The following is a 26943-nucleotide window of genomic DNA, read 5'->3' on the forward strand; positions in this document are numbered from 1 at the left end:
GTTGACGGTGGGGCCCATCGGAATCGGCGATGGCTTCCGGGAAACCACTTCACCGGCGGCCGGCCCTGCCGAAGGTCAGGAGGTCCAGTCGCGCCCGGCGCAGGGAGGCGTCCATGATCCCAGCCGCTCACGCCCCGGCGGGGTCGCCCGCCCGTGGCGTCACCATCGAACAGGTGCTGGCCGGGCGGCTGGTGCAACCTGTCTTCCAGCCGATCGTGGACCTCGCCTCCGGCCTGGTCATCGGTTTGGAGGCGCTCGCCCGCGGCCCGGCCGGAACCGTGCTGGAGTACCCGGACCGCCTGTTCGCGGCCGCCATCGAAGCCGGTTGTCTCGGCGCGCTCGACCTGCTGTGCTCGGAACGTTCCCTGGAACTCGCGATCGCCGCCGACAAACCGCCGCCGCTGCTGTTCACCAACGCCGAGCCGGCGGTCCTCGACCAGCCGCTGTCACCGCGCCTGGTCGAACTCGTCGGCGGTGGCCTGCCGTTCCGTCAGGTCGTCGAGTTCACCGAGCGTGCGCTGGCCGCCGTGCCGGGCAGCATGCTGCGCATCGCCGGGCAGACACAGGGCTGGGGCAACGGGCTCGCCCTCGACGACGTCGGCGTCGACCCGATGTCGCTGGCGTTCCTGCCGCTCATCGAACCTGAAGTGATCAAGCTGGACATGAGCCTGCTGCGTGACCCGGACAGCGACCACACCCGGTCGGTGTGCGCGGTGGTCCGGGCCGAGGCCGAACGGACCGGCGCGCTGGTGGTCGCCGAAGGCATCGAGACCGCCGCGGACCTGGACACCGCCCGTCTGCTGGGCGCCCGATGGGGGCAGGGGTGGCTGTTCGGCCGGCCGGCCGCCATTCAACAGCGGCATCGGTACGACGCGAGCGCCGTCGGGCTGCTGCGGCCGGCGCGGCCCGGATTCCATGACCTGATGGCGCAGCCGTACGACTGTGCCGCCGGCGCGTCGAGCCCCGCGCCGGCCACCCGCGCCGAGGTGGCCGCGGCGCTGCATCGCCTGCGTGACGTCGCCGCCGCCCACGACACCGCGGTGGTGGTGATGTCCGGCGCCGACACCGGGGTGCCGGGTGTCGCCCTGTCCCTCGCCGACCTGGCGGGCAGCGGCCGCCCGGTGATCGTCCTGGACCAGCCCGCCTCCACCGACTTCGTGGTCGCGGCGATCGCTCCGGGCCGGGGCTGCGCGGTCGGTGTCCGTACGTCCAGCGCTCTGGAACTGGTGACCGTCGACCACCTGCCGTCCGTCGCGGTGGTGGCCCGGGCGTTGCTGAACCGCCACCGCTGAGACCCGTGCCGCTATCCGGCGCTGGTGGGCGTCACTCCAGTCGTGCCCGGGTCAGGGATCGCGGTTCGCGGCCGGCTAGCAGCCAGCCGAGCGCGGTGGCGATCAGTGGCACGCCGACGGCGATCACGGTCAGGTCGACGACCGGTACGCGGGCGAGTTCGCGTAACTGCTCGGCGGACGAGCCGGCCAGGATGACGGTGTACGCGGCGAGGATGCCCAGAACCGCACCGAGCAGCGCGAGCCCGCCCGCGGTGGCTGAGGTCAGGGCGCGCCGGATACGCCGGGTCGCGCCGACCGCGGTCAGCGTACGCAGGTCACCGGCGGCCTCGGCCCTGATCAGGCCGACGGTCACGGCGAGGATCACCAGCGCGAGCAGCGCGCCGGCCGTGGTGGCGATCGCGCGCAGGGCGCCCAGCCCGTCGCCCGAGGCCGGTTCGGATTCGAGGGCCCGCGCGCCGATCACGATCGCCGCCGGGATGGCCAGCGCCACGCTGATCGCGGCCAGTGCGGCGCTGGACCGGGCCTGATGGCGGGCGAGGTCGCGAAACGCCAGCCTGGTGGCGACGGGCAGCCGGCCGGCCGATGCCGCGAGCAGCCGGATCGCCGACGGCCCGATCGACAGCAGGGCGAACCCGATCGCGAGCGTGCCGCCGACGACCAGCGCCACGTCACCGATCGTCAGCGCGTCACCGTCGGCCGGCCGGTTGCTCTGCACCAGCCGCAACGCCACGATGCCCAGCACCACGAGCACGGCTGCGACCGCGGCCGACCGGCGGGCCCGCTTGGGCCGTGGCGGGCGCGCGGACAGGGCGAGCGTCACCGGGAGCCGGGCCGCGGAGTGTGCCGGGCGCCAGGCGGCCGCGGTGGCGGCCAGGATCGTGAGCAGGACGGTGACGGCGATCTGCCCCCACGGCAGGTCCAGCGCGCCGATCCGGTGACCGGCCGCCGTCTCGAACCGGGGCGTGACGGCGAACCAGGCAAGAGCACCCAGTGGCGTGCCGATCGCGGCCGCGGTGGCGCCGACCGCGGCACCGTGGGCCAGCAGCACGAGCCGCAGGTGCCGGGGCGTGGCGCCGATCGCGGCGAGCATGCCGAGCTGGCGTTGCCGCCGGTGCGCGACGACGGCGAAACCGGCCGCCGCGATGAGCCCGATGAGCAGCATGCCGACGGTGAAGACGCTGAACACCCCGGCGGCCGCCTCGACCCAGACAAGCGAGGGGCGCAGGGCGTACGCCGGACGGCCGTGCCGTTCCAGGTACTGCTCGAACCGTTGCAAGGTGGCGTCGGTGAGCACGGTGACCGACTGCGGCGGTTCGCCGGCGGTGGGCGCGCCGAGGATGAACTGGGCGCGCAGGTCGCCGGGGTTCTCGACCGTGCCGACGACGGTCCAGGTACGGCCGTCGAGGGTCAGTGTGCCGCCGACCTCAGCCGGCAGACGCGCGGCGACCTGGTCGGTGAGCGCGACCTCGCCGGGCCCGGTGGGGTAGCGGCCGTCACGTAGCCGGAGCATCGGTGCGGCGTATGGCCCGGAGGGGTCCTGCCGGCGTAGTTCCACCGTGCCCGTGGGGCCGGGGATCGGCAGGTCGGTGTGCCCGATGACGTCGATGGTGCCGAACCAGTCGCGGGCCTCCGCGAGCCGGGCGTCGAGTGAGCCGTCGCCGTTCAGCGTGAGCGCCTGGCGGGCGGTGCCGAAGGCGGCGGTGGCGGGTGGTGTCGCGTGGTAGCCGGCGGACACGGCGAGGACGGCCGCCGTGACGGCGACGGTGAGCAGGGTCAGCACCGCGAGCTGTTGCCGCCACTCGCGGCGGAACAGCCGCAGCGCCCAGCGGACGACGGCGCGCCGGGCCGGGAGCCCGCCGTTGCGGCTCATCGGCCGTCACCCGGGGTGAGCAGTGACTCGGGGCCGGGGCTCGGCACGGTCTGGTCGGCCAGCCGCCCGTCGCGCAGGAACACCACCCGGTCGGCCCAGGACGCCATCCGGGCGTCGTGGGTGACGACCACGCAGGCGACGCCGTCGTCGGCGGCCCGGCGCAGCAGGCGCATGACGGTCTCGCCGCTGAGCGAGTCGAGGGCGCCGGTGGGTTCGTCGGCCAGCAGCAGCCGGCGCTGCCCGACGACGGCGCGGGCGATGGCGACGCGTTGCCGTTCGCCGCCGGACAGCTCGTCGGGGTCCCGGGTGGCGCGGTCGGCGAGATCGAGTTTGGTGAGCACGTCCATGGCGGCGGCCCGGGCGGCCTTGACCGGTGTGCCGTCCAGCTCCAGGGGCAGGGCCACATTTTCCACGGCGGTGAGCCCGGCCAGCAGGTTGAAGTCCTGGAAGACGTAGCCGATGGCCTGTCGTCGCAGGCGTGCGCGGGCGTCGCGGGACAGGCCGGCCGGGTCGTGGCCGGTGATGACGACGTTGCCGCTGGTCGGTTCCTCCAGGGTGCCGGCGATGGTGAGCAGGGTGCTCTTGCCGGATCCGCTGGGGCCCATCACCGCGACCAGTTCGCCACCGCGCACGGACAGGTCGATCTCGCGGAGCGCGTGCACCTCGGTGGGACCCGATCCGTGGGTCTTGGACACCCGGCGCAGCTCGAGGACGGCGGTCATCGCCGGATCCCGGCGATCCGGCGGCCGGGCCGGGCGGTGGCGGCCGGGCGGTCGGCGGTGGTCGTGGCGGGCAGGCGCGCGAGCCTGGCGTCGGCGATGTCGAGCCATCTGACGATCGCCTCGATCCGGAACAGCTCGGAGTCGGCGACCAGGGACAGCTCCACTTCGGAGTCGGTGAGGTCGGCTTTCAGCCGGGTGTACTCCTGCATCGCCTGGACGAGGTGACGCCGGTGCGCCTGAAGCAGTTGTGGCATGTCCACGCCGGGCACCCGCATGGCCACCAGCACTTTCATGACCAGCTCGTCGCGTGGCGGTGGGACGACGTCGGGTGGGGTGAGCAGCCAGGTGCGCAGCTCGTCGGTGCCGGCCGGGGTGATGGTGAAGGCGTTCTGCGGTTTCCCGTCGCCGCTGTCGTCCGACTCGACGAGGCCGTCCCGCTCGAGCCGCTGGAGGGTGGTGTAGACCTGCCCGACGTTGAGCGGCCACACCTCACCGGTCCTGGCCTCGAATTCCTGCCGCAGCTGAAGGCCGTATTTCGGGCCCTCGCTGAGCAGGGCCAACAGGGTGTGCCGGATACTCATACCGAGTAATATACCGGGTATACACGCGGGCCGGTCAAGGCGCCCACGTTTACTCGGCGGAATGAAAACGGCCAAAAACTAAGATTCCCCCAAAACGTCTTCTTACGGTACGGACGTGGCTACCAATACTCAAAGAGGACTTCTGCGTGCGGGCGGTGCCGGTGTGACGGCCGCGGTGGCCCTACTCGGGTTCACCGTCGCCGTGCCCGTCACCTGGCAACCTTCGCTCGCCCTGGCATCCGCGGTCGCGGCGCCGAAGGGCGATGACCTCGACGCCCAGCTCCGTGCCGTCGTGGACGGTGTGAACGGGCGGATCGCGCTGCGCCCGGACGGCCGGATGTTCGCCACCGTCAGCGCCGGCGCGGTGCGCGTCTGGAGTTCGGCGACCGGGCGTCCGGCCGGCGTGCCGATCACCGGCATCACCGGGACCGTCCACGCCGTCGAGTTCAGTTCGGACGGCAAGCTGCTGGCCGTCGCCGGCGAGAGCGGGGTGGCACTGTGGGACCCGGCCACCGGCGAGCGTTTCGGGGCGCCGCTGACCGGCCACACCGGGCCGGTGCGCACGGTGTCGTTCAGCTCGACCGGAAAACTGGTCGCCACCGGCGGCGACGACGGAACCGTCCGGCTGTGGGATCCGGCCACCGGGCGCCTGGTGCACACCCTGACCGGGCACACCGGTGGCGTACGCAACGTCGTGTTCAGCCGCAACGGCAAACGGCTGGCGACCACCGGCACCGACAACACGGTGCGGCTGTGGCAGCCCGTGACCGGCCGCCCCGTCGGCGAGCCGCGGACCGTCGCCCCCGGCCCGGTCTACGCGATGGGGTTCAGCCCGGACAGCCGGCTCCTGGCCGCGTCCGGCGGCGGCAACCTGATTCGGCTCTGGAACCCGATGAACGGCGAACCCGCAGGTGAACCGCTGGCCGCCAGCTCCGGGCCGGTGCTCGGGCTCACCTTCAGCCTCGGCCACAAGCTGCTGGCCACCTCCTCCGGCGGCGACTTCACCGTCCAGGTGTGGAACACCACGACCCGGCAGCCGAGCATCGCGCCGCTGACCGGACACAATGCCCCGATCCGCGCCATGCGGTTCGCCCGCGGCGGGGATCTGCTGGTCACCGGCAGCGACGACGGCACCGTACGGCTGTGGGACAGCGCGACCGGCGCCGCCGAGAGCGCGCCGCTGACCGGCCACGTCGGCCCGGTCTGGGCGTTGCGGATCAGCGCCGGCGGCAAACGCCTGGTCACCGCCGGCGCCGACAACAAGGTGCGGCTGTGGCACATCACCGACGAGGCCCCGTCCTGACCGGGCGACCGGACCGGATCGGTCAGTCCTCGACGGATCCGGTCCGGTCGCGGTCGGCGGGCTACTTCCGCGGGCCGGCCGGGCGGTGCCAGCCGATGGTCGCGGCGACGCCGGCGTGGTCGGAGGTGTAGCGCGGCGCGGTGGCCCGGAACGGGTTCGCTCCGACGACACGGGCGGTCTTCGCGGACGCGGCGCCCTTGAGCAGCACCAGGTCGATCCGGGAGGTCAGCTGCGGGGCCGGATTGTTCAGGTCGGAGTTCTGGCAGCAGGTCAAACCCGGCCCACGGGTCCAGGCGTCCCGGAAGCGGCTGGTCAGCAGCTGGTACGTGTCGGTGGTGCTGCCGTCGGCGGCGGAGTTGAAGTCACCGACCGCGATGACGTTCCCCGGCCCGGCGGCCGGACCGGCGAGGAACTCGGTGGCCTGGGCCCGCTGCACGGCAGGCGCCTGCGTCGTCTCCAGATGGGTGGTGACGAACCGGAACGGCACCCCGTGATGTTTCGCCTCGACGGACGCCCAGCCGTGCACCAGCTGCACCGGCGGCACCCCGGGCGCCGGCAGCGGAATGCTCTGCCGGGCCTGGTAGAGGCCGTTGCGCGGGGTCGACCAGCGCAGACCCGGCGTGCGTTCGTTCACCAGCACCACGTCGCTGTCCTGCAGGCGCAGCGTGCACGCCCCGACGGTGGCGGAGGCACACGGCGCGACCAGCGGGATCGGGCCGACGTCGGTGGCGGGCGAGGTGGCCGCCACCGCGTAGTGCAGGCCGCGCCGGGCGAGCGCCTGCCGCAGGATGGCCAGGAAGTCCTGGGACGGGCCGGCGCCCGGACCGCTCGTCGTCCACGTGGTCACCTCCTGCAACCCGATCAGGTCGGGGCGCTCCCGCTTGATCTCCTCGGCGAGCCCCTCCGCGCGTACGGTGAAATCCGTCGCCCGAACCTGGGCGTAGATCGTGGCGACCGCGGTGAGCAACGCCGGCGTGGTCTGGGCCGTGAGGGCCGGGGTGAGGCTGGCGCCGAGGTAGATGTTGTGGGTCATCACCTTCAGATGCTGTGGCTCGACGGGTTTGGCCGCGACCGGTTCGGCCCAGGCCGGCAGGGCCATGGTGCCGGCGAGCGAGAGAGCGACGATCGGAATCCAGCGCGTTTTCACCGGCGAAGGTTCCCAGACGTACTCCTGCTCTGCCGATGCCCCGATGGTGTGAGCGGCCACCGGTTCCCTCGTGCCGGGTCAGGTGATCCGGTTGGTCTGGTAGGCCCACATGGCCAGTTCGACGCGGTTGCGGGCGCCGAGTTTGGCCAGCAGGCCGGTGAGGTGGAATTTGACCGTGCTCGTGCTGATGTGCAGGTCCCGGGCGATCTCGGCGTTGGTCCGGCCCAGCGCCACCCGGGCCAGCACGTCCTCCTCCCGGTCGGTCAGGGCGTCGATCGGCTCGGCGGGGGTGGCGGCGCGGCCGGCGGCGAACGTGGCGAGCAGCCGCGCGGTGACGGCCGGGTCGATCAGCGCGTCACCGCGCACCGCGGCGTGGATCGCCTGCACCAGCTGGTCGGGTTCGGCGCCCTTGAGCAGGAACCCGCGGGCGCCGGCCCGGAGCGCGCCGTAGATGTGCTCGTCGGTGTCGAACGTGGTGATCACGACGACGGCGAGCGGGTCGGGCACGTCCGGCCCGGCGAGCAGCCGGGTGGCCTCGATGCCGTCCAGGACCGGCATCCGGATGTCGAACAGGCACACGTCCGGCCGCAGCCGGCGGGCGAGCGCGACGGCCGTGCGCCCGTCGGGGGCCTGCCCGGCCACCTCGATGCCGGGCTGGCCGTTGAGGATCGTGGACAGTCCGGCCCGGACGATGTTCTGGTCGTCGGCGATGAGGACCCGGATGGTCATCAGGTCACGCCCCGGCGGGGAACGACGGCGCGGACGGTCCAGCCACGGTCTGGGGACGGCCCGGCGGTGAGGGTGCCGCCCAGCAGCGTGATCCGTTCGGTCATGCCGACCAGGCCGAACCCGGGTGGGCCACCGGCGGGCGTGCCGCGGGCGCCGTCGTCGCTGACCGTCAGATGGACGTCGGTGGCGTCGCCGGTCACCTCGACCCGCACCCGGGTCGCCTGTCGCGCGTGCCGCCGGGTGTTGGTGATCGACTCCTGGGTCACGCGGTAGAGGGCGCCCTCGACGGCCGGCGCGAGGCCGGTCAGGTCACCGTGCAGTTCGACGCCGATGCGCAGATCCTCGGCGCCGCTGTTGGCGAGGCGTTCGAGGTCGGCGATCCGCCGCTGGGGGACCGGGGCCGGCTGCGGCCGCCGGTCACGCAGGGTGCCGACCATGGCGCGCATCTCGGCGAGCGTCCGGGCGGCCTCCCGGTTGATGGTCGACAGGGCGTCGGTCGCTCCGCTCAGCGACGACGACCGGGCCAGGAACAGGCCGGCCTGCGCCTGGATCGCGATCGCGGAGACGTGGTGGGCCACCGTGTCGTGCAGTTCCCGGGCCAGCTGTTCGCGTTCCTCGAGGCGGGCCCGCACGATCAGCTGTTCGCGGGCGACGGCCCGGTAGCGCATCGACGCGCCCAGGGCGCCGGCGCACAGCACGACGGCGATCCCGGCGGCCGTCTCGGCGTACCCCGGGAAGTCGACGCCGACGATGACCGCCACAGCCGCCGCGATGACCGCCGACCCGATGGCCGCGTCGCGGCCGGACCGCCATCGCAGCAGCGTGTAGGCCAGCACCAGCACCACCCACCCGCAGTGCAGGACCACGGGTGCGCGGCCCGCGGCGAACGCGGCGGCGTCGAGGAACGCGAAACCGCCGAACGCGTACACCACCGCGGGCAGCGGATGGATCCGCCGGACCAGGGCCGCGACCGCCAGACCACAGCCGAACACCACGGCGACCGGCGGCAGGGCCGGCTCGGCGAGGGCCGTCTGCACGACGAGCACGGTCAAGACCAGAAGAGCGAGGGTCAAATCCAGGCGGGTGTACGGCGACAGGCGCGCGACGTTCCACACGGGATTCACAGTAGCGACCGGGCGTTTGCGCCGGCCCCGCCGAACGACCAGCGGTTCGCCTGTCCGATGGTCCAGGTCGGTCCCGGCCACCGGAGCCGGGCGCTCGGGCGCCGGTGCGGCGGACACTGGGGGCCGTCCAACCGGAGGGAGACGGTCCCGTGCACGGAGAACTTCTCGACACCAGGGTCGACGTCAAGGTGGTGCTCAGCGGCCTGTGGGTGACCACGCTGCTGGTGTTCGCCTACGTCGACATCTTCGGCTTCTTCCGCGCCGACGTGATCAACGGGGTGCTCGCCGACCGGGTGTCCGGCGCCGGGTTCACCATCGACCAGACGTTCCTGCTGCTCACCACGCTGTACATCGTGGTCGCGGCGCTGATGGTGGCCGTCTCGCTGCTCGCCCCGGCACGGGCCAACCGGATCGCCAACCTGGTCGTCGGCCTGATCTTCCTGGTCACCGTGGCGGTGACGCTGATCGGGGAGAGCTGGGCGTACTACATCGCCGGCACCCTGATCGAGATGGTGCTCCTGGCGGTCGTCGTCCGGCTCGCCTGGCGCTGGCCGGGCGCGGCGCGGGTGGCTGCCGGCCGCGATCGGTGAAGGCGGACGGCCGGGGCGCGAGTGCGGGCGCGCCCCGGCCGTCACGTCAGGGAGAGGTGCAGGTCAGGGTCGGCGTTCCGGTGGTGCCGGTGGCGATGAAACCGAACGTGGTGGAGCCGTCGGCGGGCAGGTTGCCGTTCCAGGAGACGTTGCGGACGCTGACCGTCGAGCCCGACGAGGTCAGCGTGCCGTTCCAGACCTGGCTGATCGTGGACCCGGCCGGCAGCGTCCAGGAGACCGTCCAGCCGTTGGGCGTACCGTTGCCGGCCTGGACCTTGACCTCGCCCTGATAGCCGCCGTTCCAGGTGCTCACCGCCCGCAGGGTCGCCCCGCAGGCGCCGGTCGGCAGTGACGGCGACGGCGACGGTGACGACGAGGCCGACGGTGACGAGGACGGTGACGACGAGGGGGAGGACGACGGCGACGACGGTGACGAGGTCGGCGAGGACGGCGGGTTGGGCGCTGTGCTGGCCAGGCTGTAGGCGAGGTCGGGCTGGAACGACCCGGCCGCGTACCGGCAGCCGTCCGCCTCGCCCGGCGGCTTGATCCACAGGTAGCCGTCGATGCTCGCGTCGCCGGTGTTCACCGTCGGGTACTGGCCGATCCGGCGGTCGGTGTTGTCGTCGCCGCACCAGTCGCCGCTGGCGCCGCCGTTGCGGCTGGTGTCGATCACCTGCCGTTTCCCGCTGACGCCCTGCCCGTTCAGCGAGGAGATGATCGAGCGGCCGTACGCCGACTCGGCGCTGGTCGGCTGGAAGTTGGAGGCGTTGGTGTAGAACCCGTCGGCGCTGGCGATCCCGGCCGCGACGAGGCGGGACGCCTGGTCGCCGGCGCTGTTCCAGGCCGAGTGCCCGCCGTCGAGGTAGACCTTGGCGTTCGGGTTGCCGGCCTTCAGGGTCTGCGTGGCGGTGCGCAGGGCCTGGTTGCGGGCGGCGATCTCGGTGCTGCTCAGGCAGGTGAGCAGGGCGATCGAGTCGGGTTCCAGATTGAGGACGACGGTCTGGCCGCCCAGGTTGCGGGCGATGTTGCCGATCCACGTCTGGTATTGGGTGAGGTCGGGCGCGCCGCCGGAGCTGGCGCCGCCGCAGTCGCGGTTGGTGATGCCGTAGACGGTCAGGGCGGGGATCTGCCCGGCCGCGTTGGCGGCGCTGACGTAGCCGGCGACCTCGGCGCCGACGGTGGAGATGTTGAAGTTCGACAGCCAGCGGGTGGCGGGCTGGCTGGCGATCTTGTCGCGGATCACCGCGGCCCGGGAGTCGCCGGAGTTCGAGGCGAGCCAGCGGGCGACGGCGGTGTTCGGGTCTCGGTAGAGGGTTCCGGAGATGGTGCCGGCTGAGGCGGTGCCGGTGACGATCAGTACGCCGGCTGCGGCCACGGTGGTGCAGGCGGCAGCAGCAGCGGCGACGCGGGAACGGGCCATGGGTCCTCTCCTGGGGATGGGAGTGGGAGCGCTCCCAGAATTTAACCGGTTCGATGTCGACTGGCAACATTCGTCCCGGTCGGGCTGGGCCTCAGACCGTGCGGAGAGCCCGGCGACGCCGGCTGAGCAGCAGCCCCGCCACCGCCGCGTAGGTGAGCAGCGGGAACCAGACGATCGAGCCCGGCCCGAACGGGAACGGCAGATCCTCCAGGAAGATGCCGGCCACCAGCGCGCCGATCGCCCAGTAGGCGGACCGCAGCCAGGGATTGCCGTGCCTCAGCCGGTACCCGAAACGGGCGGCCGCGGCCGGATCGGGCGCCCAGTCCGCGCCCCGGCGCTGCACCCAGGCCGCGTGGACCCGGTCGAACTCCAGCGCGAAGGACGAGCCGCGCAGCTCGACGTTGAGACTCTCCAGGTACGGCAGGTTCACCATGTGGCCGGACCTGTCGACGAGAACCGCGCGCTCGGCGGGGGCCAGGTTCGACATGGCCGCGGCGGCCCGCTGACTGTCGACGCGCACGTCCTGGATCTGCGGCCACGGGAAGCTCCGGCGCGTCCACAGCATCCGCACATGGACGCCGTCGTCGTCGAAACTCGTGCGAGACAGCGTCGACCAGAACGCGAGCCCACCCGCGGCCACGATCACCAGGGTGATTGCGGCCCGTGCGAGCGCCGGCATCGACTCGATGGTGGCGAACATCAGGACGAGCGCCACCGTCCCGCCGCCGATGACCACGGTCCCGCGCACGAACATCGAGCGGCTGACCCGATACTCACCCATCCCACCATTGTGGACCTGCGAGCACCCGGAACAACACGGCGTCGGACTGGCGTCCGGCCGATACGGTGGGGACCGTCGCGGGCGGGCTGGAGGGCGTCGGATGGAGCACCACGAGATCGAGGCGGTCCTGGAGGAGCACCCGCAGGTGCGCCGCAGCGCCGTCGTGGTCGCCGCCACCGAGCGGTCCGGTTCGACGACGATCGCCTACGTGGAGACTGACGGCGTCGAGCCCGAGCGGATCCGGGCCTATCTGCTGGCGGCCGGCCTTCCGGTCGAGTCGGTGCCGCAGTTGGTCGTACCCATGCGGGTGTTGCCGTTGTCGGTTTCCGGTGAGGTCGATCGGTCCGGGCTGCCGTTGCCGCCGCTACCGGCCGCGGCGGTCGGCAAGAGCGGTGGCCCCAAGGTCAATCCGTGGCTGGCCGGCGCAGCGTTGCTGCTGCTGCCGGTGACGCTGCTCGCGCCGCTGGCGCTGACCGGTGTGCTGTGGCCCGGTTCGACCGACCTGTCCGCGGTGCCGTCGCCCTGGTCGTGGCTGTTCCGTGGGCTCTACCTGGCCGAGTGGCTGTCGTTCGCCTTCGGGATCCTGTTCCTGCTGGTCGGCCGGGGATCGGTGGCCCGGCTGGCGCGCGGGCCCGGATGGACCACCGCGGTGCACCTGTCGATCGTGTGGCTGCTGGTGGCATGGTGGCCGCAGGACAACTTCTACCGCCTGGCCGCCAAGACCGACTGGCCGCGGCAGGCGGCGCTGGTCTACGGCTTCAACATCACGCTGATGCTGGCCGCCGCGACGCTGGCGGTGTTCGTCCTAGCCGGCCGCCGCCGCGACTGAACCTGCCGCCGGGACCGAAGCCGTTACCGGACTGAACAACTCGCCGAGCGCGGCGCAGGCCTGACGGACCGCGGTCTCCGCGCCGGTCACCGCCTGCGCGGTGCGGGCCGCGACGGCGACACCCAGGTACGGCGCGGCGTCGAACGCGGCAGTCGGAATCGTGACCAGCAACGTCGCGCCGAGACCCCGGCACTCGGACGTGAGCCGGTCGACGTGCTCGCGCAGCGCGGCCGACGGCAGACGCGCGCCCAGCGGCACCTGGTCCACAGTGCGCACGACATGCCGGCCGCCGAGCGAGCGGTCCAGCGCGACCTGAATGTGGAAGGCGGCCGCCGGCCCGGTCAGCCGCAGGTTGATCTCGGTCGGCGTCAACTGCCCGGACGTGGCGGCGACGAAATCGACGTCGTACCACCCGCGGTAGCCGGCGGCCGACAGTGCCCGGCCGACAGCCACCCCGAACGTCGTGGCGATGCCGGCCACCTCGTCGGGCAGGACACCGGGGCCGACGGTCACCCCGCGATAGGCGGTCGCGTCGATGTGCATGAGACCGGTGCCGACCGGGTGCACCCAGCCGTCGGCGGCGACCACCGCGTCGAAGGTGACCGGGTCGCCCTCGACGAACTCCTCCAGCAGGGCGCCGCCGTACATCCAGTCCCACACCTGCCGGCGCAGGCCCGGCGTGCCGGCCGACACGATCAGGGTGCCGTCGCCGCCGACACCGTGCCGGCGTTTGAGCACCATCCGCTCGCCGGCGGCCAGTTCCCGGCGCAACCGGCGCGACGAGGTGATCTCCCGCTGGTCGAGGACCCTGATGCCCGGATGGTCCGCGGCCAGCGCATGGAACAGGGCGTTCGCCTTCGACTTGGACTCGTGATCGCGCATCGCCGTCAGCACCTCGGCCGGGCACAGCGCCGTCGCCGCCAGACCCGGTGTCCAGCCCCACGGGCGGACCCGTTTCCGGCCGGACGCGATCTGCCGCGTCAGCACCGGCGATTCGGCGATGGCCGCGTCCATCCGGCCGTCACCGGCGAGCCCACCGACCACCTCCACGTCCGTCCAGCCGAGGATCTTGCTGACGTGGCCGGTCCACCACTCCTCGACAGGCATCGGCAGCAGGACGGTGGCCGGGCGGTCGGCGCCGAACACGGCCAGACACGAATAGTGGTCGGGCCCGCGCAGCCGCCCGCCGAACTGCGCGTTGAACTCGGCGGCGTTGCCGACGACGATCGGCCGGTCCGGGCCGTTCCAGACAGTCGACCAGGACGGGGTCGGCGCCGGCGGCCACGCGAGCATCCGGACCAGCTCACCGGGGCCCGCCGGCTCCGGGACGACGGCCGGCTCGGCGCCGAGAGCCCGATAGAACGGGACCGCGTGCGGGTCCGCGCCGATGGTCAGCCGATGGAACCCGAGCCGGCCCGCCTCGGCGAGAACATGCCGGTAGAGCGCCTGCCCGACACCCTGGCGCAGCACGTCCGGATCGACGAACAACAAACCGATCTCACCGTACGGCGGACGCCCGTCCAGAGTGACCACACCCACCGGCGTCCCGTCGTGATCGGCGACCACCGTCCGCCGGGCGAGAACCTCGTCCGGCCGGATCCGCAACTCGTCCCGGCAGGCGTCCAGGAACGCCCGGTCGTACCCCCAGGAGGCCTTGGACCGCAGCACCAGGTCGGTGAGCCGGCCGGCTTCCGACGGCTCCGCCGCCCGCAGCCGAAAACCGTCCGTCACCATGCCCGCAGGCTATGTGACGGCGTCGACCCGGTGGTGCGGGCCGGATATCGTGCCATGCGCGAGAGTGATTCGCTTTCCGCCGGTGCTGGAACAGAAGGAGACCGATGTCAGGGACGAGTGAGACGAACCCGGCGCTCGGCGACGTGCTGTGGTCGGGGTCCTCACAGGATCTCACCGCGCTGGCGACCGGTGGCCGCGTGCAGACCGGCTCCTACACGGTGACCACGGACGCGATCCGGTTCTCCTCGGGTGTCATCTCCACCCGGGAGGAGGTCATCCCGATCTGGCTGGTCGTCGACGCCGACATCAACCAGCACATCACCCAGCGGGTCCGTGGCGTCGGCGACGTCGTCCTGCGCCTGGACCCGGCCCACGCCGGGAGGTACGGGCAGAAGGAGATCCTGCTGGACTCCGTCGAAAACCCGTCCGAGGTGCGCGATCTGATCCTGCGGCAGGCCAACACGGTCCGCCGGTACTGGTCCCAGCATCACTACCAGCGCGACGTCGAACTGCGCCGGGCCGGGGCCGCCTCGACCAACTTCGCCGTGATGGCCCCGCCCAACACAGTGCCGCCGGTCCCGGTCCCGGTCCCGGCCGCCGAGCCGGCGCCGGCGCTGGAGTCCGCCCCGGCCGGCGGCGGCGACCTGATGGCACAGCTCGTCAAACTCGGCGAGATGAAGACCGCCGGCCTGCTCACCGACGAGGAGTTCGCCGCAGCCAAGGCGAAACTGCTCGCCTGACGGCGCCCGGCCGGTCAGTTGTGCCGGCACCCGTTTCGCCATGCTGAGCGACGGCCGAGACCGCCAGCCGTCGCTCACGTGCCTTTCGGCACGGGTTTGGCCGTGGTGAGCGACGGCTGAGACCGTCGGCCGTCGCTCACGTGCCTTTCGGCACCGGTTTGACCGTGGTGAGCGACGGCTGGCGGGTTGCCGGCCGGTCAGTCGTTGTCGTTGGCGAGGGTTTCGTAGACGTCGGCGGCCAGCTCGCCGTCGACCTGACCCGGCGGCGGCTGGACGGCGGTCCGTCCGTAGTCGGAGACCCGGATGATCAGCGGCGGCTCCGGCTCGACGCCGCCGGCCGGCTGGGAGGCCATCCGCACCTCGGGCATCGTGACGACGAACTCGGTGAGCCGGCCCTGGTCGTCGAGTGTCGCCCGGAACGGCATCGTCTTGGCGCCCACCCCGTACAGATAGGTCGGGTCGGAGAAGATCCGTTCGAGGGCCGGATCCTGCCTGGTCGCGTCGAGCGTGCCGGTGATGACGTCGCCAGCACGCTCGGCGGTCGTCACCGCGGCGATCAGGGCCCCGGCGCCGGTGGCGTCGGGCTGGCCGGTCGTCGGCAGCGCCGCCATCACGTCCAGGTGGCTCAGCGACTCGTCGGCGGCCGCGGCCGTCACCTTCTTCTCGTCGGCGCGGACCCACCGCGTGCCGTCCAGCTGCTCGAAGACCTTCATCGCGGCCTGCCCCTCAGCCCCGGTGACGTGCTGCTGGAAGTAGGTGCGGAACTGGTCGTACTGCTCGGGGCTGCCGAAGATCAGGTAGCGCATGTAGAAGCCGGACCCGGTACGCAGCACCTGGTAGGTGTCGGAGTGCTCGATCAGCACACTGTCCGGCAGGTGCACCGCGCCCCGGCGGACGTCGGCGATCCAGCCCGCCCCGGTACGGGTGAAGGTGTAATCCCCGTCGGCCAGGCCGGACAGCGAGTTCTGCAACTGCTGCACCGCGTCCCCGGTGACCGCCGGCGGCAGGTTGTTCTCGTGCTTGGCCGGCGTCAGCAGCGCGATCCCGGTCGTGACCAGCACGACCGCGGCCGCCGTCACCGCCCCGGCCAGCATCCGCCGGTTCCGGCGCACCCGGCGCGCGACGTGCAGCACCTCCGCGGGCGCCAGCGGCTCGGTGGTTCGGGCCATGTCGTTCATCGCAGTCCTCAGATGATCGTGAGTGGGCATCAGTGGCTCCATCGGGCGGTGATCGGGCCGGACTCGCCGTGTCCCGTGGGCGGTGCCTCGTCGGTGAGGACGACTCTCAACTTGCGCAGCGCCCGTGAGCAGGTCGACTTGACCGTCCCGAGGCTGACCCCGAGCGCCTCGGCGGTGTCGCGTTCCGAGCAGTCGTCCAGGTAGCGCAGCACGACGATGGTCCGTTCCCGGCTGGTCAGCCGATCGAGGGCGGCGAGCAGCGCCCGGCGGTCCTCGACGGTGTTCTCCGGGGTGGCCGGCTGGTCGGGCAGTTCACCGACCGGCTGTTCGTGGCGCTGATGGGCGGTGCGCCACCAGTCGGTCACCGCGTTGGTCACCGCGCGGTGCACGTAGCCGTACGGGTCGTCGTGCTCGATGTGCCGCCATCGCTGGTAGGCGCGCACCAGCACCGACTGCACGATATCGCGCGCCTGCTCGTGATTGCCGCAGAGCAGTTCCGCATGTGCGACGAGCCGACCTGAACGCTGCGCCACGAAATCGATGAACGTCTCGTCGTTGTGACGGCGGCGTCTGATCTTCATGCTCGGTAGACGAAGTCGGCGGCACAAAGGTTGAGGACATCCGCTGTTGTACTGTGATGCGATGTCCGCGCTCCCACGTCGCCTCGGCCTCCGGCCGCTCGCGATCGTGGCGACCGCCCTGGCGCTGCTGCTGCTCGCGATGAGCCAGCTCTCCTCGCCGGGCAACGTGAAACGGGCGTTCGGTCCGGCCGTCGACAGCCCGGTCGTCGTTCTCGTGCAGGCGGCCTGCGGGCACCCGCACACCGGTGATCAGACGACGCCGTCCCAGCACCAGCAGGGCGAGGTCGCGGCGCCGGCCCCGGCGCCGTTGCTGCGCCCGCCCGCCGACACGGCCGGCATTCTGCTGCCCGATCCATTTCTCGCGGTTGCGGTAGCACCGGCCGATGATTCCACGGCGCAGTCCGCCGTGGTCCCGGCCGACCTGGGTGTCCTGCGCATATAGCAGTCCGCGCCATCGCCGGATCGTTCGTCTCCGCCTCTTCCTGACCGAGAGCTCTCGGCTGCCGCCGCCGTGTCCCCACGCGCTGCCGCCAGCCGGCTCATCGCCGTGAAAGGACCCATCGTGCCGTCGACAACCAAACGGACAAAAGCCTCTAAAGCTACACGACAGCTGACCAAGGCGCCGGGCATGAGCACCAACCTGAAAAGTGACCCTGAGTGTGCTCGGCGCGGCCCTGGCCGTGCTGCTGCTGATCGTCGTCGTCAACCTGACCGAGCCGAAACCGCCCGCCGCCACCGAGGTGGTCCGCGCCGACAGCCACCGGCTGTCCACGGCCGCCGACGGCAAGGTCACCGTCGTCGAGTTCCTCGACTTCGAATGCGAGGCCTGCGGCGCCGCCTATCCCGGCGTGGAGAGGCTGCGGGCCGAATACGGCGACCGGATCACCTACGTGGTCAGGTACTTCCCGATCGCGAGCCACCCCAACGCGTTCAACTCGGCGCATGCGGCCGAGGCCGCCGCGCGGCAGGGCAAATTCGAGGAGATGTACGTCAAGCTGTTCGACAACCAGCAGGGGTGGGGACACAGCCAGGAGTCGCGAGCGTCGGTCTTCGCCGGGTACGCCGGTGAGCTGGGGCTGGACATGACGAAATACAGCGCGGACGTGACCAGCGCGGAGGTCGCCGAGCGGGTGAAGTCGGACGCGGCCGACGGGGTGGCTCTCGGGGTGCAGGGCACGCCCACGTTCTTCGTCAACGGTGAGCGGTTCACCGGGCAGCCCTCCTACGAGGCTCTCAAGGCGGTCGTCGACGAGGAGCTGAGCAAGTGAGGCAGGTGCTCACCGACCGGCTGATCGGCTGGGTCCTCACCGTCGGTGGGCTGGTCGGCGCGCTGGCCGCGTTCGTGCTGATGGTCGAGAAGGTGGCGCTGCTCAAGGACCCGGCGTACACGCCGAGCTGCTCGATCAACCCGATCCTGTCGTGCGGCTCGGTGATGACGACCGCGCAGGCCGAGGTGTTCGGCTTCCCGAACCCGCTGATCGGGGTGGCCGCGTTCCCGGTGGTCGCGGCGACCGGGGCGGCCGTGCTGGCCGGGGCCCGGCTGCCGCGCTGGTGGTGGCTGTCGCTACAGGCCGGCGCGTTGTTCGGGGTGGTCTTCGTGCACTGGTTGTTCGTGCAGAGCCTCTACCGGATCGGGGCGCTCTGCCCGTACTGCATGGTGGTCTGGATCGTCATGATCTTGATCTTCTCCTATCTGACGCTGCACAACGCCGAACGTGGGCATCTGCCGGCCCCGCGCCGGATCACCGGGGCGCTGCTGATGGTGCACAGCACCGTGCCGCTGGTCTGGCTGCTGGTCCTGACCGCGCTGATCGGGGTGAGGTTCGCCGACTACTGGCGCACGCTGCTCTGACCTTCGGTGGATTCTGGGCGGCGGTCCGCATGCTGTTCGCACAGGTCAGACGAGGAGTGACGACATGCTCAGCGGCCGACGGACCGCCCCTGCCCTGATCGCCGTCCTGGTGATCGCGACCCTCACGGCGTGCGGCACCGCCGAGGCCGGCACCGGCCCGATCTACAACAACGGGCCCGATTGACGAGCCCGAGATCACCATGGAGATGTGGATCGACGACTACGCCGGCCGTGGCGTAGTCGTCGATCCAGCTGGTCGCAGCCAGCTCACGGCCGAGCATCGCGATCGACAGCTCCATCTACGGCACCTGGCCGGGCAGCAGTGCACTGGTGTCGGCTCCCGCATCAGACGGCCACCGCGTCGGCGTCGGCGCGGGCGAGTGGCAGGGTGACCAGAGCAGGTGCGGTGGGCTGGTATGCACTCACCGTTCGGTTCCGGCGGCGGCCTACAGCCAATTCCGATGTACTGGAACTTTCATATCCGGAGGAAAGAGTCTTCCTGGACGGGGCAGTTGCCGGGAGTGAGATTCGATCAGTCTGAAGTGACTTTGACGACGATCTCGAAGGAGGCCTCGGTTGACGCGCTGGAGAGAATGACGCCGGCACCGGCCGACAACTTGATGCCGAATTTCGCTTCCAGTCCGCTGACTCGCCAGCCTCGTCGCTCGGGAACCGCGTTCGCCGATTCTTGGATGAGTCGCGCAGCCTCGCTGATCGCGTTTGCAACGTCTGCCTGTCGTGCTGCGAGACGCTCGCTGATCCGGCGCCGAGAGGAGATCTGCCGGCCGCCGTCAATGATCTCGAAGGTCTCGATGGAAACCCTCCCCTCCGGGGCGGCGCCCTCACTCATGATCGTTTCCTCTTCCCTCGTCAAGCGGTCTGGAGAATCACGAAGAGTAGACCAGGAGTGGGCGAGAAGGTGTGCTGCCATTTTTTGACACCTCCGGACGATTGCCGTCGCATCGAGGAGTGCCGCAATCTGATCCAATGGCTCGGACAGGCCAGTCGACCCGCAGTAGGTACTGGGTGGAGCTGTCGCATGACGGCAACATCCTCGGTGGTGGATTGCTGATTCAACGTGGCGGCGTGATTCTCACAGCTGCCCACTGCTTGCGCGGTCTACCGCCTGACCAGGAAGAGTTTGACGCGACTCTCGGTTCGGGACAGAAGCTCCGGGTGCGAGTCGAGGAGGTCGTGGACTGGGATCTGGCCTTGCTGGTCGCCGTCAATCCCGAAGAGTGCGACGTGCCGCCGCCGCACTCCGATTCGTGCCGGTCCAAGGACCCCTGGTCCGCGCCCTACCGGCCATCCGTGACGGATCCACATCTCGACGGCCAGGTCATCGTCGACGAGTGCACCTATGGTCTGACAGGTGGTGCCGAGGTTCGAGCTCTCCAACTCGGAGTGAATCAGCTTCTCGGTAGCTACGCCGGCTACAGCGGGGGCCCGGTTGAGGCGGAATTGAACGGAAGGCCACGCCTGGTCGGAGTGCTTCTCGAGCAGTATCCAGACCGGTCGCACCCCGAGCGGGCCAGTAACGTGCTGTTCGCGGCCCGGATCCAGCAGGCGCTTCTGCGCTTCCGCCGGTTCGACATGGCCAACCTGTTCCCCGGCATGGTGCTGCCTGGCCGGATGGGAGCGGTCGACGAGACCGAGGTCGAGCGACGCCTGCGGAGACTGCGGGTATGGCGGGAGACCGAAGTGATTTCCAACCGGACGGCCAAGATCTTCGAGCTGCGCATTCTCGAAGACTGGATCCGACCATCGGCGGGTGATGTAGGTGGGTGACCCCGGCTGGCGGCCGGTCCTGGAACGTGTTGCCGAGTTGGCCGAGCGCGGATACAACGAAACGGGTCAACTTCCGCGAGATTTCAGCGGGATGATCGACGACCTGCTGACGGGTGACGGGCCTCGTCCCGCGGTCGAAGACATCCTTTGCCTCGCGGATCTTCTTGCGGAAGCGGGGTTCCACACGAAGGCTGCGGCTGTGCTGGGGTTCGGCAGGCATTCCTACTCGGGCACCCCGGACGAGATCAGGTTGATCGTCACGGCGGCGCAACACGCAGCCGTCAACGGCGCTACTGAGGATGCCATCGCCATGCTCTGTGAGGTGGGTGATCCCGGTCCCGCAGTGCTCGTCAGCCTTGCCACGCTGAAATTCGCAGTCGGCGACCTCCCAAAGGCCTGGCAGCTTCTGACGGAAGCCGAGGCAGCCGCTGCGGCTCCCGCCGCCGTGGTTTCTCCGATGGTCCGCATCGCGATGGTCGAGCTGCATGATCGACTGTTCACTGTTCCGGACACCCGGATCGTCGTGACGAGTCCCCTGGAGCCCGACGATCCACGGCTGCCTATCCTCCTCGTGCGGGTTGCGCGTTCCAGGTTCGAGGCCGCCGATTCGATGGGTGACCCGAACGCCCGTCGAGATGCTCTGGAGCTTCTGGAAACCGGGGCGATGCTTACCTCTGCTGCGCTGGGAGCGACACATCCGGACGCGATACGGGCACAACTCGCAGCGGACCTGGCGGGGTTCGAGCATGCCTGCGGGACAGGCCGTGAAGGGCCGGTCACCGAAGCGTGGGAACGTCTCCAAGCCTCGGCGGCTTTGCAGGTCACGATGCTCGGCCCGACGCATCCGGAGACGGTCACCACCGCGGTCAGCGTTGCTGCTGCCAGATTCGAGTTGGCCCGGACCCGTCGCGACCTCGTCGCCGCTCAGCATGCACTGGTGCAAATGGGCGATGCCCGAATCGGGGCGAGGATGGTTCTGGGCAGCCAGAACGCTGGCACCGTCGCTGCCGAGGCCAATTACGTCACCGCCGAGCGGGAACTGACTTACATCGCTGCGGATCGCGAGCATGGCGCCGGTTCCACGACCCGCCGCGCAACCGAACTGGAAAGGCTGCGGAGACAGCAGGTCGCTACGGAGACCGGCGATGGCGCCCATCGATCGGTTGATCGTGCAGTCGACCTGCTCGGCACGTTGCCGCTGACCCGCCCCGAGCGTCAGCCCGTTTCGCCAGCTTTACTTGAGGTTCCGCGGTTGACCACGCCGGCCGAATGGGCGCGCCGTCGTCGCGCCGAGCGTGGTGTCCACCGCATCGAGGCGGCCGGAGCACGCGTACTCACCAGGCTCGACCGCCTCGGACCGAACTGGCACATCGTGGACTGGCCGCGGACCGATGTCTCGCAGGCCTACTACGAGCCCAACCCGGCCGACGAACGGGCCGGATTCCTCGCGATCGGCCCCGGCGGCGTCTACGCCGTGACGGTGGTCGACCACGGTCGCTCCCGCGTCCTGATCGCCGGTGACGTGGTCCAGATCAACGGAAAGCGCCCGGAGTACGTGCCCGAGGCCCGCAGGGCCGCCCGCCGCGCCGCCAAGGCGCTCACCTCCGTGGTCGGGCTCAACGTGCCGGTGACCGCCGTGCTCACCTTCGTCGGTAACGGCGTGATCAGCGTGCACGGTCTGCCGAAGGACTGTCTTGTCTCCACCGACAAGGAGCTCGACCGCCTGCTCATCGCCGGCGGTGCGAAGATCTCCCCATCGACGGCGAACAAGCTGTCCGCAGTCGCCCACGACCCTTTGACATGGGAAAATTACCGGCCGTACCACCGCCAACCCGGATCCAGCCTCGAGGTGTCTGACAAAGCCGTGGGTCCGGAATAACTGAGTCCGGCCGGACCGTCGGCAAGTGAGCTTCGTCGTCTGCCCTGGCCGAACAGTTGTCTATCTGAGTCGGGTCCGAGCTCCTTCTTGCTGTGAGCTGGCCACGGGCCCTCGCTGATCCGGGCCGGGTCGGCATCGAGTGGCAGGCGCATCAGCGCCCGCAGCCGGCACGGTGGGCGGTGGTTCGCCGGGCTCAGGGCGTGACCGGCTCCAGCAGGGATGCGGTTTCGGTGTGGCCGAGGTGGACCGCCCAGCCCAGCGGCGTCGCGTCGAACCGCTTGTCGCGCAACGTCGGATCGGCGCCCAGTTCGAGCAGCCGCCGGGTCAGCTCGACGTTGCCGGCGCCGGCGGCGTGGTGCAGCGCCGTCTCCCATGGTTCCTCGATCGGCGCGTCGCCGCGGCCGTACGCGTTGACGTCGAACCCGAGCTCGGCGAGCAGTGTCGCGGTCTCCGCCGGGGCCCGGGTGGACGCCCACACCATCAAGCCGGGCCGGGTGCGACGCGCCTGTTCCACCGCCTCCGGACGGGTGTCACGGATCTGCTCCACCGCTGCCCGGTCGGCGCGGAAGGCCGCCGCGATCAGGTCCCGCACCGGGTCCGGGCCGGGCACGGCGGCACCCAGCGACAGCAGAAGCTCGGCGATCCCGGGGTCGCCGTTGAGGTGAGCCAGCTCGACCGGGGTCGGGCCGCCCTCCTCGTACGGCGTGCGAAGGTCGACACCGTGCTCGGCGAGTAGCCGTACCCGCGCGGGTTGATGATGTTGGATCGCCCACCGGGAGAGGAGCCGAAGCATCCGCGCGGGCGGGTCCAGTTCCGGGATCCGGGTGTGCCACGGGCCGCCGGAGCCCGCACCGAGGCCGTGGTGGAACAGCAGCTCGAGATGCGAATCGTCGGCGTCGAACATCCGGTTGTAGAGGGTCTGCGCGTCGTTCGGGTCGGCGCCGCGGCTCAGCAGCAGCCGGCCCAGCGCGAGCTGGTGCGGATGGCTCGGCTGGCGCCGGGTGCCCAGCTCGCCGTGACCGAACACCCCGGTGATCAGGGTGAACGGCGACGGCAGCGCGTCGAACAGGTAGCCCTCGTTCGGGTCGGCGCCGGCGTCCAGCAGTTGCCGGGCCACCGTGAGCACGTCGTCGGCCGGCACGGTGGGGTCGAGCCGTGAGTAGACGAGATGGAACAGGGGCCGCCAGCGGTGCGGGCCGCCCCGCTCGACGGCCAGCCCGGGCCGTTCGGCGAGCAGCCGGGCGACGTCGCCGGGCCGGGCGGCAGTCGCGGCGGCCCAGATGTGCGTCCGGGTCAGCTCGGGCCGCTCGGCGAGCAACTGCCGGGCCTGGGCCCAGCGGCCGGGTCCGTCGTCGCGGCTGTAGCTCAGGCAGGCGAGCCGGCAGAACTCGTCAGCCGGGCCGGCCGCCGGGGTGGTGCCGAGTCTGGTCTCCCAGCCGTGTTCGGCCACCGTGGCCACGTATCGCTTGAGCCGCGGCCAGCTGGCGAAACCGTACTCCCGGGCGATGACCAGCTGGGCGGCGGCGAGGCGCAGGTCACCGGGCAGATGGCGGGCCAGCCGGGCCAGTGCGGTGTGGTCGCCGGACTGCGCGGCCCGTTGCAGGGACCGGGCCTGCCGGCGGAAGCTGCCGAGGTCGGGGCGCTCGGGCATGTCGAGGGTCGGCACGGTTCTTCTCCTCCCGTACGCCTGATGTCCGCTCGGTCAGGCCGAAAGGAGAGCAAGGGTGAGCATGCACCACAGGCCAGGTGGGCTGAGCCCATTCCCGCGGACCGGTGGCTCCCTGGCAGCCGCCGCCAGTCTAGCGGCCTTTGCGGCGTCAGTACGATGGCGCGCGTACTCCCCGCCGGTGTCGCCTGTGGAGGCCCGATTGCAGTTCCAGGTGCTGGGGCCGCTGGCTGTCCTGCTGGACGGCGAGTCCATCCCGTTGGGGCCGCCCCTGCAACGCCGGGTGCTGGCGTCGCTGCTGCTGCGCCGCAACGAGAACGTTCCACGCCGCACCCTGATCGAGGAGGTCTGGTCGGCCGACGCGGAGGCGTTCGACGGCTGGGAGCTGGAGGACCGCAAACGTGGGGCGCTGTTCACCTACATCGCCCGCCTGCGGGTGGCGCTCGCGCCGGTGGCCGAGGCGATCGGCCAGGACACGCTGCTGGTCACCGAGGACGGCGGCTACCGTCTGGACCTGCCGGACAGCTACGTCGACGAGACCGAGTTCCGTGACCTGATCCGGCAGGGGCAGGACGCGCTCGCCGCCGACCGGCCGGCCGCCGCGGCGCAACGGCTCGACAGCGCGTTCGCCCTGTGGCGGGGCCGTCCGCTGGGCAGCCTGCACGGGGAGGCGTTCGCCCGGGACACCGTCGCCCGGCTGGACGCCGCCCGGCTGGAGGCCCTGGAGGCGACCGCGGACGCGTACCTGCGCCTGCACCGCTACCGGGAGCTGCTCACCGACGTCGGGCTCGGCCGCTGGATCGAGGAGTTCCCGGCCAGCGAGCGCCTGCACCACGCGCTGGTCAGCGCCCTGCACCGCAGTGGCCAGTCGTCCGCGGCCGTCTCGGCCTGCCAGGACGCCATCGCCCGGCTGCACAAGATCGGATCAACACCGACGCTTCTGTACGCCCTGGCGGACGAGCTGTCGACTCCGGAGGCTGTCCCGCGGGTGCCGTCGATGCTTCCCGCCGACCGGCTCGAAGCAGCCGCGCAGACCCTCACCAGTGCGGTCCGCTGGCAGTGGCAGGACGAGATCGCCCTGCTCCAGCTGTCGGACCCGTACCCGATCCCGGTGCGGTGGAGCGACGGATCCGCTGACGTGGCAGCCGTCGCATCGGCCTTCCAGGCGCTGGACCGGCGGCGTCTGGTCGTGCTCGGACCGGCCGGTGCGGGCAAGACCACGCTGGCGGTCATGCTGACCGTGGAACTGGCCGCCCGCCGGCAGCCGGGCGAGCCGGTGCCGGTGCTGCTGGCGCTGTCCTCCTGGGAGCCCGGCCGGGAGCACCTGCACGCCTGGCTGCGCCGGCAGCTCGCCGAGCAGTACCCGATGCTGCAGGACCAGGCCCGATTCGGGCCGACCGCCATCGCCGACCTGGTGGCCGACCGGCGGATCCTGCCGGTCCTCGACGGCCTGGACGAGTTGCCGGCCGCCCGCCGGACCGCGGCGATCCGGGCGCTCAACCGGGCCGTGCTGGCCGGTGACGCGTTCGTGCTCACCTCCCGGGCGGCGGAATACCGGGCCGCGGTCGCCGACGGCGAGCAACTCACGGCGGCGACGATCATTGAGGCGCAGCCGGTACGCCTGCCCGAAGCCGTGGAATATCTGCGGGCCGCCGGCGCTCTCCAGTCCGGTGAACATCGCTGGGATCCGGTCCTGACCGCGTTGACCGAGCGTCCGGAGGGGCCGCTCGCCACGGCTCTGACCAGCCCGCTGGTGCTGATGCTGACTCGGCTCGTGTACTCCGGGGCCGGCGACCCGGCGCAACTGCTGGATCGGGCCCGGTTCCCGGATCGCGAGGCGATCGAGGAACATCTGCTCGCCATGCTGGTGCCGACCTTGCTCGAACAGGACGCGCACCGCGACGACGGGCGGACGGCCCGCAACGACCGGGTCTTCCACGAACGGCTGGCGTTCCTGGCCCGCCACGCGCGCGACCGGCAGACGTACGACCTCGCCTGGTGGCAGCTCGCCGGGTCGGTCCGGGCGCTGGCGAGCCGTACCGGCCGGGCCGTCGTCGCCGCCGGTCTGATCATGGTGATCGCGGTCGTCATCGTGCTGGTCAAGGACCTGCCCGACTACATTTCCAAGATCGGTTTGGTCGCCGCTCTGCAACGATGCTCGGTCCTGGCCGTCAAACAGGGGCTCGCGTACAGCCTGGGCACGCTGGCCGCCGCACTGTGCGTCGGTGCGATCACGCCACCCGGCCCGGAGGACACACCCCGGCGCCGGCGGGTGCTGACCGGGGCTCTGCTGGCCGGGGCGGCCGGCGGCGGCGCGCTCGGGCTGGTGCAGGGTGTCGGTGCGGCGCTCGGCAACGATTCGGCGGCCGGGGGAGTCGTCGCCGGGGTCGCGTACGGCCTGGGGCTGGGATTCGCGTTCGGGCTCAGCGCGGTGATCGCCGCCGTGCCCACCCCGACCGCCACCGACCTGCGGCTGCGCGGCCGGGGCCGGCGACTGGCGCGGATGCTCGGCTGGGGCGCCGCGGCCGGTGTCGTCGTCGGGCTCGTGATCGGCGTCGTCGAGGAGGGCGTGCTCACCTTCGCCCGGCACGCCGCAGTGCGCTACGACGACGACCTCGTGCTCGGTCTGCTGCCCGGTCTCGTTTTCGGTCTCGTGGTGGGGCCGGCGTCCGCGCTGATCCACTGGTCCCGTACCCCGATCGCCGTCGAACAGGCGCACGACCTGCGGTCGACGCTGGCCGTGGACCGCCGCCAGTACCTGACGCTGCTGGCCATGGTCACCGCGACGATCGTGGTCGCCTTCACCCTCGGCGCGCTGGTCTCCCTCGACCAGGGCGTCGCGGACACCGTCGTGCACGGGGTGAGCGCCGGCCTGGGCGGCGCGTTCGTGCTGGCCGTGGCGTTCGGCTTCACCGCGGCCTGGCCGCGTTATCAGGCGGCCCGCGTGTGGTTGACGCTGCGCCGGAGACTGCCCTGGAACCTGACCGCGTTCCTGGCCGACGCACACCGGATCGGCGTGCTGCGCCGCCACGGCGCCGTCTACCAGTTCCGGCACGCCCGCCTACGCGACAGCCTCGCCGGTCGGTAGTGCGGTGTCCACCAACCTTCGCCGGGTTGCCACTCCACTGTTCTTGAGC

24 protein-coding genes are annotated in these 26943 nt (G+C 71.4%); 11 read left to right on the plus strand and 13 right to left on the minus strand.

The window, feature by feature from the left end:
* Positions 1 to 113 precede the first annotated feature (113 nt).
* On the plus strand, positions 114 to 1292 hold the full coding sequence (locus AB0E94_RS30395; protein ID WP_360333028.1) for an EAL domain-containing protein: 1179 nt from the start codon (positions 114 to 116) through the stop codon (positions 1290 to 1292).
* Positions 1293 to 1323: 31 nt separating this feature from the next.
* On the opposite strand, the gene AB0E94_RS30400 is transcribed toward AB0E94_RS30395, so the two are convergent.
* From AB0E94_RS30400 to AB0E94_RS30410, 3 genes are read right to left on the minus strand one after another with little or no spacing between them, the layout of a single operon-like run.
* Complete coding sequence (locus AB0E94_RS30400; protein WP_360333031.1) at positions 1324 to 3162, minus strand: FtsX-like permease family protein; 1839 nt, start codon at positions 3160 to 3162, stop codon at positions 1324 to 1326.
* Positions 3159 to 3884, minus strand: coding sequence for an ABC transporter ATP-binding protein (locus AB0E94_RS30405; protein WP_360333034.1), 726 nt, complete (start codon positions 3882 to 3884; stop codon positions 3159 to 3161). The genes AB0E94_RS30400 and AB0E94_RS30405 overlap by 4 nt, the downstream gene beginning before the upstream one ends.
* Positions 3881 to 4465, minus strand: a complete 585-nt coding sequence (locus AB0E94_RS30410; protein ID WP_360333037.1) for a PadR family transcriptional regulator — start codon at positions 4463 to 4465, stop codon at positions 3881 to 3883. The genes AB0E94_RS30405 and AB0E94_RS30410 overlap by 4 nt, the downstream gene beginning before the upstream one ends.
* Positions 4466 to 4628: 163 nt before the next feature.
* Here AB0E94_RS30410 and AB0E94_RS30415 point away from each other — a divergent pair, with 163 nt between their 5' ends.
* Positions 4629 to 5768 carry a WD40 repeat domain-containing protein gene (locus tag AB0E94_RS30415; protein ID WP_360333040.1) on the plus strand — a complete coding sequence of 380 codons (1140 nt, stop codon included), beginning with the start codon at positions 4629 to 4631 and terminating at the stop codon, positions 5766 to 5768.
* Between the two features lie 61 nt (positions 5769 to 5829).
* On the opposite strand, the gene AB0E94_RS30420 is transcribed toward AB0E94_RS30415, so the two are convergent.
* From AB0E94_RS30420 to AB0E94_RS30430, 3 genes are all read right to left on the minus strand, one after another.
* Positions 5830 to 6915: an endonuclease/exonuclease/phosphatase family protein gene (locus AB0E94_RS30420; RefSeq protein WP_360333042.1), complete on the minus strand. Its 1086-nt coding sequence runs from the start codon at positions 6913 to 6915 to the stop codon at positions 5830 to 5832.
* A gap of 78 nt (positions 6916 to 6993) precedes the next feature.
* Positions 6994 to 7644, minus strand: coding sequence for a response regulator transcription factor (locus AB0E94_RS30425; RefSeq protein ID WP_360333045.1), 651 nt, complete (start codon positions 7642 to 7644; stop codon positions 6994 to 6996).
* A complete protein-coding gene (locus AB0E94_RS30430; protein WP_360333048.1) occupies positions 7644 to 8759 on the minus strand; it encodes a histidine kinase in 1116 nt (371 codons plus the stop codon). The genes AB0E94_RS30425 and AB0E94_RS30430 overlap by 1 nt, the downstream gene beginning before the upstream one ends.
* Positions 8760 to 8917: 158 nt before the next feature.
* On the opposite strand from AB0E94_RS30430, the gene AB0E94_RS30435 reads away from it, so the two are divergent.
* Positions 8918 to 9358 (plus strand): DUF6326 family protein, encoded by a 441-nt coding sequence (locus AB0E94_RS30435; RefSeq protein ID WP_360333051.1) that lies wholly within the window; start codon positions 8918 to 8920, stop codon positions 9356 to 9358.
* A 46-nt stretch (positions 9359 to 9404) separates the two neighbouring features.
* On the opposite strand, the gene AB0E94_RS30440 is transcribed toward AB0E94_RS30435, so the two are convergent.
* Positions 9405 to 10778, minus strand: coding sequence for a glycoside hydrolase family 6 protein (locus AB0E94_RS30440; protein ID WP_360333054.1), 1374 nt, complete (start codon positions 10776 to 10778; stop codon positions 9405 to 9407).
* A gap of 91 nt (positions 10779 to 10869) precedes the next feature.
* Complete coding sequence (locus AB0E94_RS30445; protein ID WP_360333057.1) at positions 10870 to 11559, minus strand: PH domain-containing protein; 690 nt, start codon at positions 11557 to 11559, stop codon at positions 10870 to 10872.
* 100 nt (positions 11560 to 11659) lie between these two features.
* Between AB0E94_RS30445 and AB0E94_RS30450 the strand changes: the two genes are divergently transcribed.
* Positions 11660 to 12388 carry a hypothetical protein gene (locus AB0E94_RS30450; protein WP_360333059.1) on the plus strand — a complete coding sequence of 243 codons (729 nt, stop codon included), beginning with the start codon at positions 11660 to 11662 and terminating at the stop codon, positions 12386 to 12388.
* On the opposite strand, the gene AB0E94_RS30455 is transcribed toward AB0E94_RS30450, so the two are convergent.
* The gene (locus AB0E94_RS30455) at positions 12365 to 14122 is read right to left on the minus strand and encodes a GNAT family N-acetyltransferase (RefSeq protein ID WP_360333061.1); all 1758 of its coding nucleotides are present in this window, start codon (positions 14120 to 14122) and stop codon (positions 12365 to 12367) included. The two genes, AB0E94_RS30450 and AB0E94_RS30455, sit on opposite strands and share 24 nt — an antisense overlap.
* A 104-nt stretch (positions 14123 to 14226) precedes the next feature.
* Here AB0E94_RS30455 and AB0E94_RS30460 point away from each other — a divergent pair, with 104 nt between their 5' ends.
* Positions 14227 to 14862, plus strand: coding sequence for a PH domain-containing protein (locus tag AB0E94_RS30460; protein ID WP_360333064.1), 636 nt, complete (start codon positions 14227 to 14229; stop codon positions 14860 to 14862).
* Positions 14863 to 15059: 197 nt separating this feature from the next.
* On the opposite strand, the gene AB0E94_RS30465 is transcribed toward AB0E94_RS30460, so the two are convergent.
* Together AB0E94_RS30465 and AB0E94_RS30470 are read right to left on the minus strand one after the other, a co-directional pair.
* Complete coding sequence (locus AB0E94_RS30465; protein ID WP_360333067.1) at positions 15060 to 16070, minus strand: hypothetical protein; 1011 nt, start codon at positions 16068 to 16070, stop codon at positions 15060 to 15062.
* Positions 16070 to 16621, minus strand: a complete 552-nt coding sequence (locus AB0E94_RS30470; RefSeq protein ID WP_360333070.1) for a SigE family RNA polymerase sigma factor — start codon at positions 16619 to 16621, stop codon at positions 16070 to 16072. Before AB0E94_RS30470 ends, AB0E94_RS30465 begins: the two co-directional genes overlap by 1 nt.
* Positions 16622 to 16682: 61 nt before the next feature.
* On the opposite strand from AB0E94_RS30470, the gene AB0E94_RS30475 reads away from it, so the two are divergent.
* From AB0E94_RS30475 to AB0E94_RS30485, 3 genes are all read left to right on the plus strand, one after another.
* Positions 16683 to 17063 carry a hypothetical protein gene (locus AB0E94_RS30475; RefSeq protein ID WP_360333073.1) on the plus strand — a complete coding sequence of 127 codons (381 nt, stop codon included), beginning with the start codon at positions 16683 to 16685 and terminating at the stop codon, positions 17061 to 17063.
* Positions 17064 to 17268: 205 nt separating this feature from the next.
* Positions 17269 to 17889 carry a thioredoxin domain-containing protein gene (locus AB0E94_RS30480; RefSeq protein WP_360333076.1) on the plus strand — a complete coding sequence of 207 codons (621 nt, stop codon included), beginning with the start codon at positions 17269 to 17271 and terminating at the stop codon, positions 17887 to 17889.
* Positions 17886 to 18473, plus strand: a complete 588-nt coding sequence (locus tag AB0E94_RS30485; RefSeq protein ID WP_360333079.1) for a vitamin K epoxide reductase family protein — start codon at positions 17886 to 17888, stop codon at positions 18471 to 18473. Before AB0E94_RS30480 ends, AB0E94_RS30485 begins: the two co-directional genes overlap by 4 nt.
* Positions 18474 to 19005: 532 nt before the next feature.
* Here the strand turns inward: AB0E94_RS30485 and AB0E94_RS30490 are convergent.
* A complete protein-coding gene (locus AB0E94_RS30490) occupies positions 19006 to 19323 on the minus strand; it encodes a CU044_2847 family protein (RefSeq protein ID WP_360333082.1) in 318 nt (105 codons plus the stop codon).
* A 137-nt stretch (positions 19324 to 19460) separates the two neighbouring features.
* Here AB0E94_RS30490 and AB0E94_RS30495 point away from each other — a divergent pair, with 137 nt between their 5' ends.
* Together AB0E94_RS30495 and AB0E94_RS30500 are read left to right on the plus strand one after the other, a co-directional pair.
* Complete coding sequence (locus AB0E94_RS30495; protein ID WP_360333085.1) at positions 19461 to 20261, plus strand: trypsin-like serine protease; 801 nt, start codon at positions 19461 to 19463, stop codon at positions 20259 to 20261.
* A gap of 1198 nt (positions 20262 to 21459) precedes the next feature.
* Positions 21460 to 22140 carry a hypothetical protein gene (locus AB0E94_RS30500; RefSeq protein ID WP_360333193.1) on the plus strand — a complete coding sequence of 227 codons (681 nt, stop codon included), beginning with the start codon at positions 21460 to 21462 and terminating at the stop codon, positions 22138 to 22140.
* A gap of 193 nt (positions 22141 to 22333) precedes the next feature.
* Here AB0E94_RS30500 and AB0E94_RS30505 read toward each other — a convergent pair whose 3' ends face one another.
* Positions 22334 to 23806 carry an ankyrin repeat domain-containing protein gene (locus AB0E94_RS30505; RefSeq protein WP_360333088.1) on the minus strand — a complete coding sequence of 491 codons (1473 nt, stop codon included), beginning with the start codon at positions 23804 to 23806 and terminating at the stop codon, positions 22334 to 22336.
* 181 nt (positions 23807 to 23987) lie between these two features.
* Here AB0E94_RS30505 and AB0E94_RS30510 point away from each other — a divergent pair, with 181 nt between their 5' ends.
* Positions 23988 to 26894, plus strand: coding sequence for a BTAD domain-containing putative transcriptional regulator (locus AB0E94_RS30510; RefSeq protein WP_360333091.1), 2907 nt, complete (start codon positions 23988 to 23990; stop codon positions 26892 to 26894).
* Positions 26895 to 26943: the final 49 nt, after the last annotated feature.

This window comes from Actinoplanes sp. NPDC026670, assembly GCF_040638175.1.
Lineage (GTDB): Bacteria > Actinomycetota > Actinomycetes > Mycobacteriales > Micromonosporaceae > Actinoplanes.

Bases quoted from the DNA above. Each gene is read 5' to 3' on its own strand.
- AB0E94_RS30400 (WP_360333031.1), bottom strand. From the start codon at position 3,162: ATGAGCCGCAACGGCGGGCTCCCGGCCCGGCGCGCCGTCGTCCGCTGG.
- AB0E94_RS30445 (WP_360333057.1), bottom strand. From the start codon at position 11,559: ATGGGTGAGTATCGGGTCAGCCGCTCGATGTTCGTGCGCGGGACCGTG.
- AB0E94_RS30465 (WP_360333067.1), bottom strand. From the start codon at position 16,070: ATGCCCACTCACGATCATCTGAGGACTGCGATGAACGACATGGCCCGA.
- AB0E94_RS30460 (WP_360333064.1), top strand. From the start codon at position 14,227: ATGTCAGGGACGAGTGAGACGAACCCGGCGCTCGGCGACGTGCTGTGG.
- AB0E94_RS30450 (WP_360333059.1), top strand. From the start codon at position 11,660: ATGGAGCACCACGAGATCGAGGCGGTCCTGGAGGAGCACCCGCAGGTG.
- AB0E94_RS30395 (WP_360333028.1), top strand. From the start codon at position 114: ATGATCCCAGCCGCTCACGCCCCGGCGGGGTCGCCCGCCCGTGGCGTC.
- AB0E94_RS30490 (WP_360333082.1), bottom strand. From the start codon at position 19,323: ATGAGTGAGGGCGCCGCCCCGGAGGGGAGGGTTTCCATCGAGACCTTC.
- AB0E94_RS30455 (WP_360333061.1), bottom strand. From the start codon at position 14,122: ATGGTGACGGACGGTTTTCGGCTGCGGGCGGCGGAGCCGTCGGAAGCC.
- AB0E94_RS30410 (WP_360333037.1), bottom strand. From the start codon at position 4,465: ATGAGTATCCGGCACACCCTGTTGGCCCTGCTCAGCGAGGGCCCGAAA.
- AB0E94_RS30405 (WP_360333034.1), bottom strand. From the start codon at position 3,884: ATGACCGCCGTCCTCGAGCTGCGCCGGGTGTCCAAGACCCACGGATCG.
- AB0E94_RS30425 (WP_360333045.1), bottom strand. From the start codon at position 7,644: ATGACCATCCGGGTCCTCATCGCCGACGACCAGAACATCGTCCGGGCC.
- AB0E94_RS30475 (WP_360333073.1), top strand. From the start codon at position 16,683: ATGTCCGCGCTCCCACGTCGCCTCGGCCTCCGGCCGCTCGCGATCGTG.
- AB0E94_RS30495 (WP_360333085.1), top strand. From the start codon at position 19,461: ATGGCTCGGACAGGCCAGTCGACCCGCAGTAGGTACTGGGTGGAGCTG.
- AB0E94_RS30440 (WP_360333054.1), bottom strand. From the start codon at position 10,778: ATGGCCCGTTCCCGCGTCGCCGCTGCTGCTGCCGCCTGCACCACCGTG.
- AB0E94_RS30470 (WP_360333070.1), bottom strand. From the start codon at position 16,621: ATGAAGATCAGACGCCGCCGTCACAACGACGAGACGTTCATCGATTTC.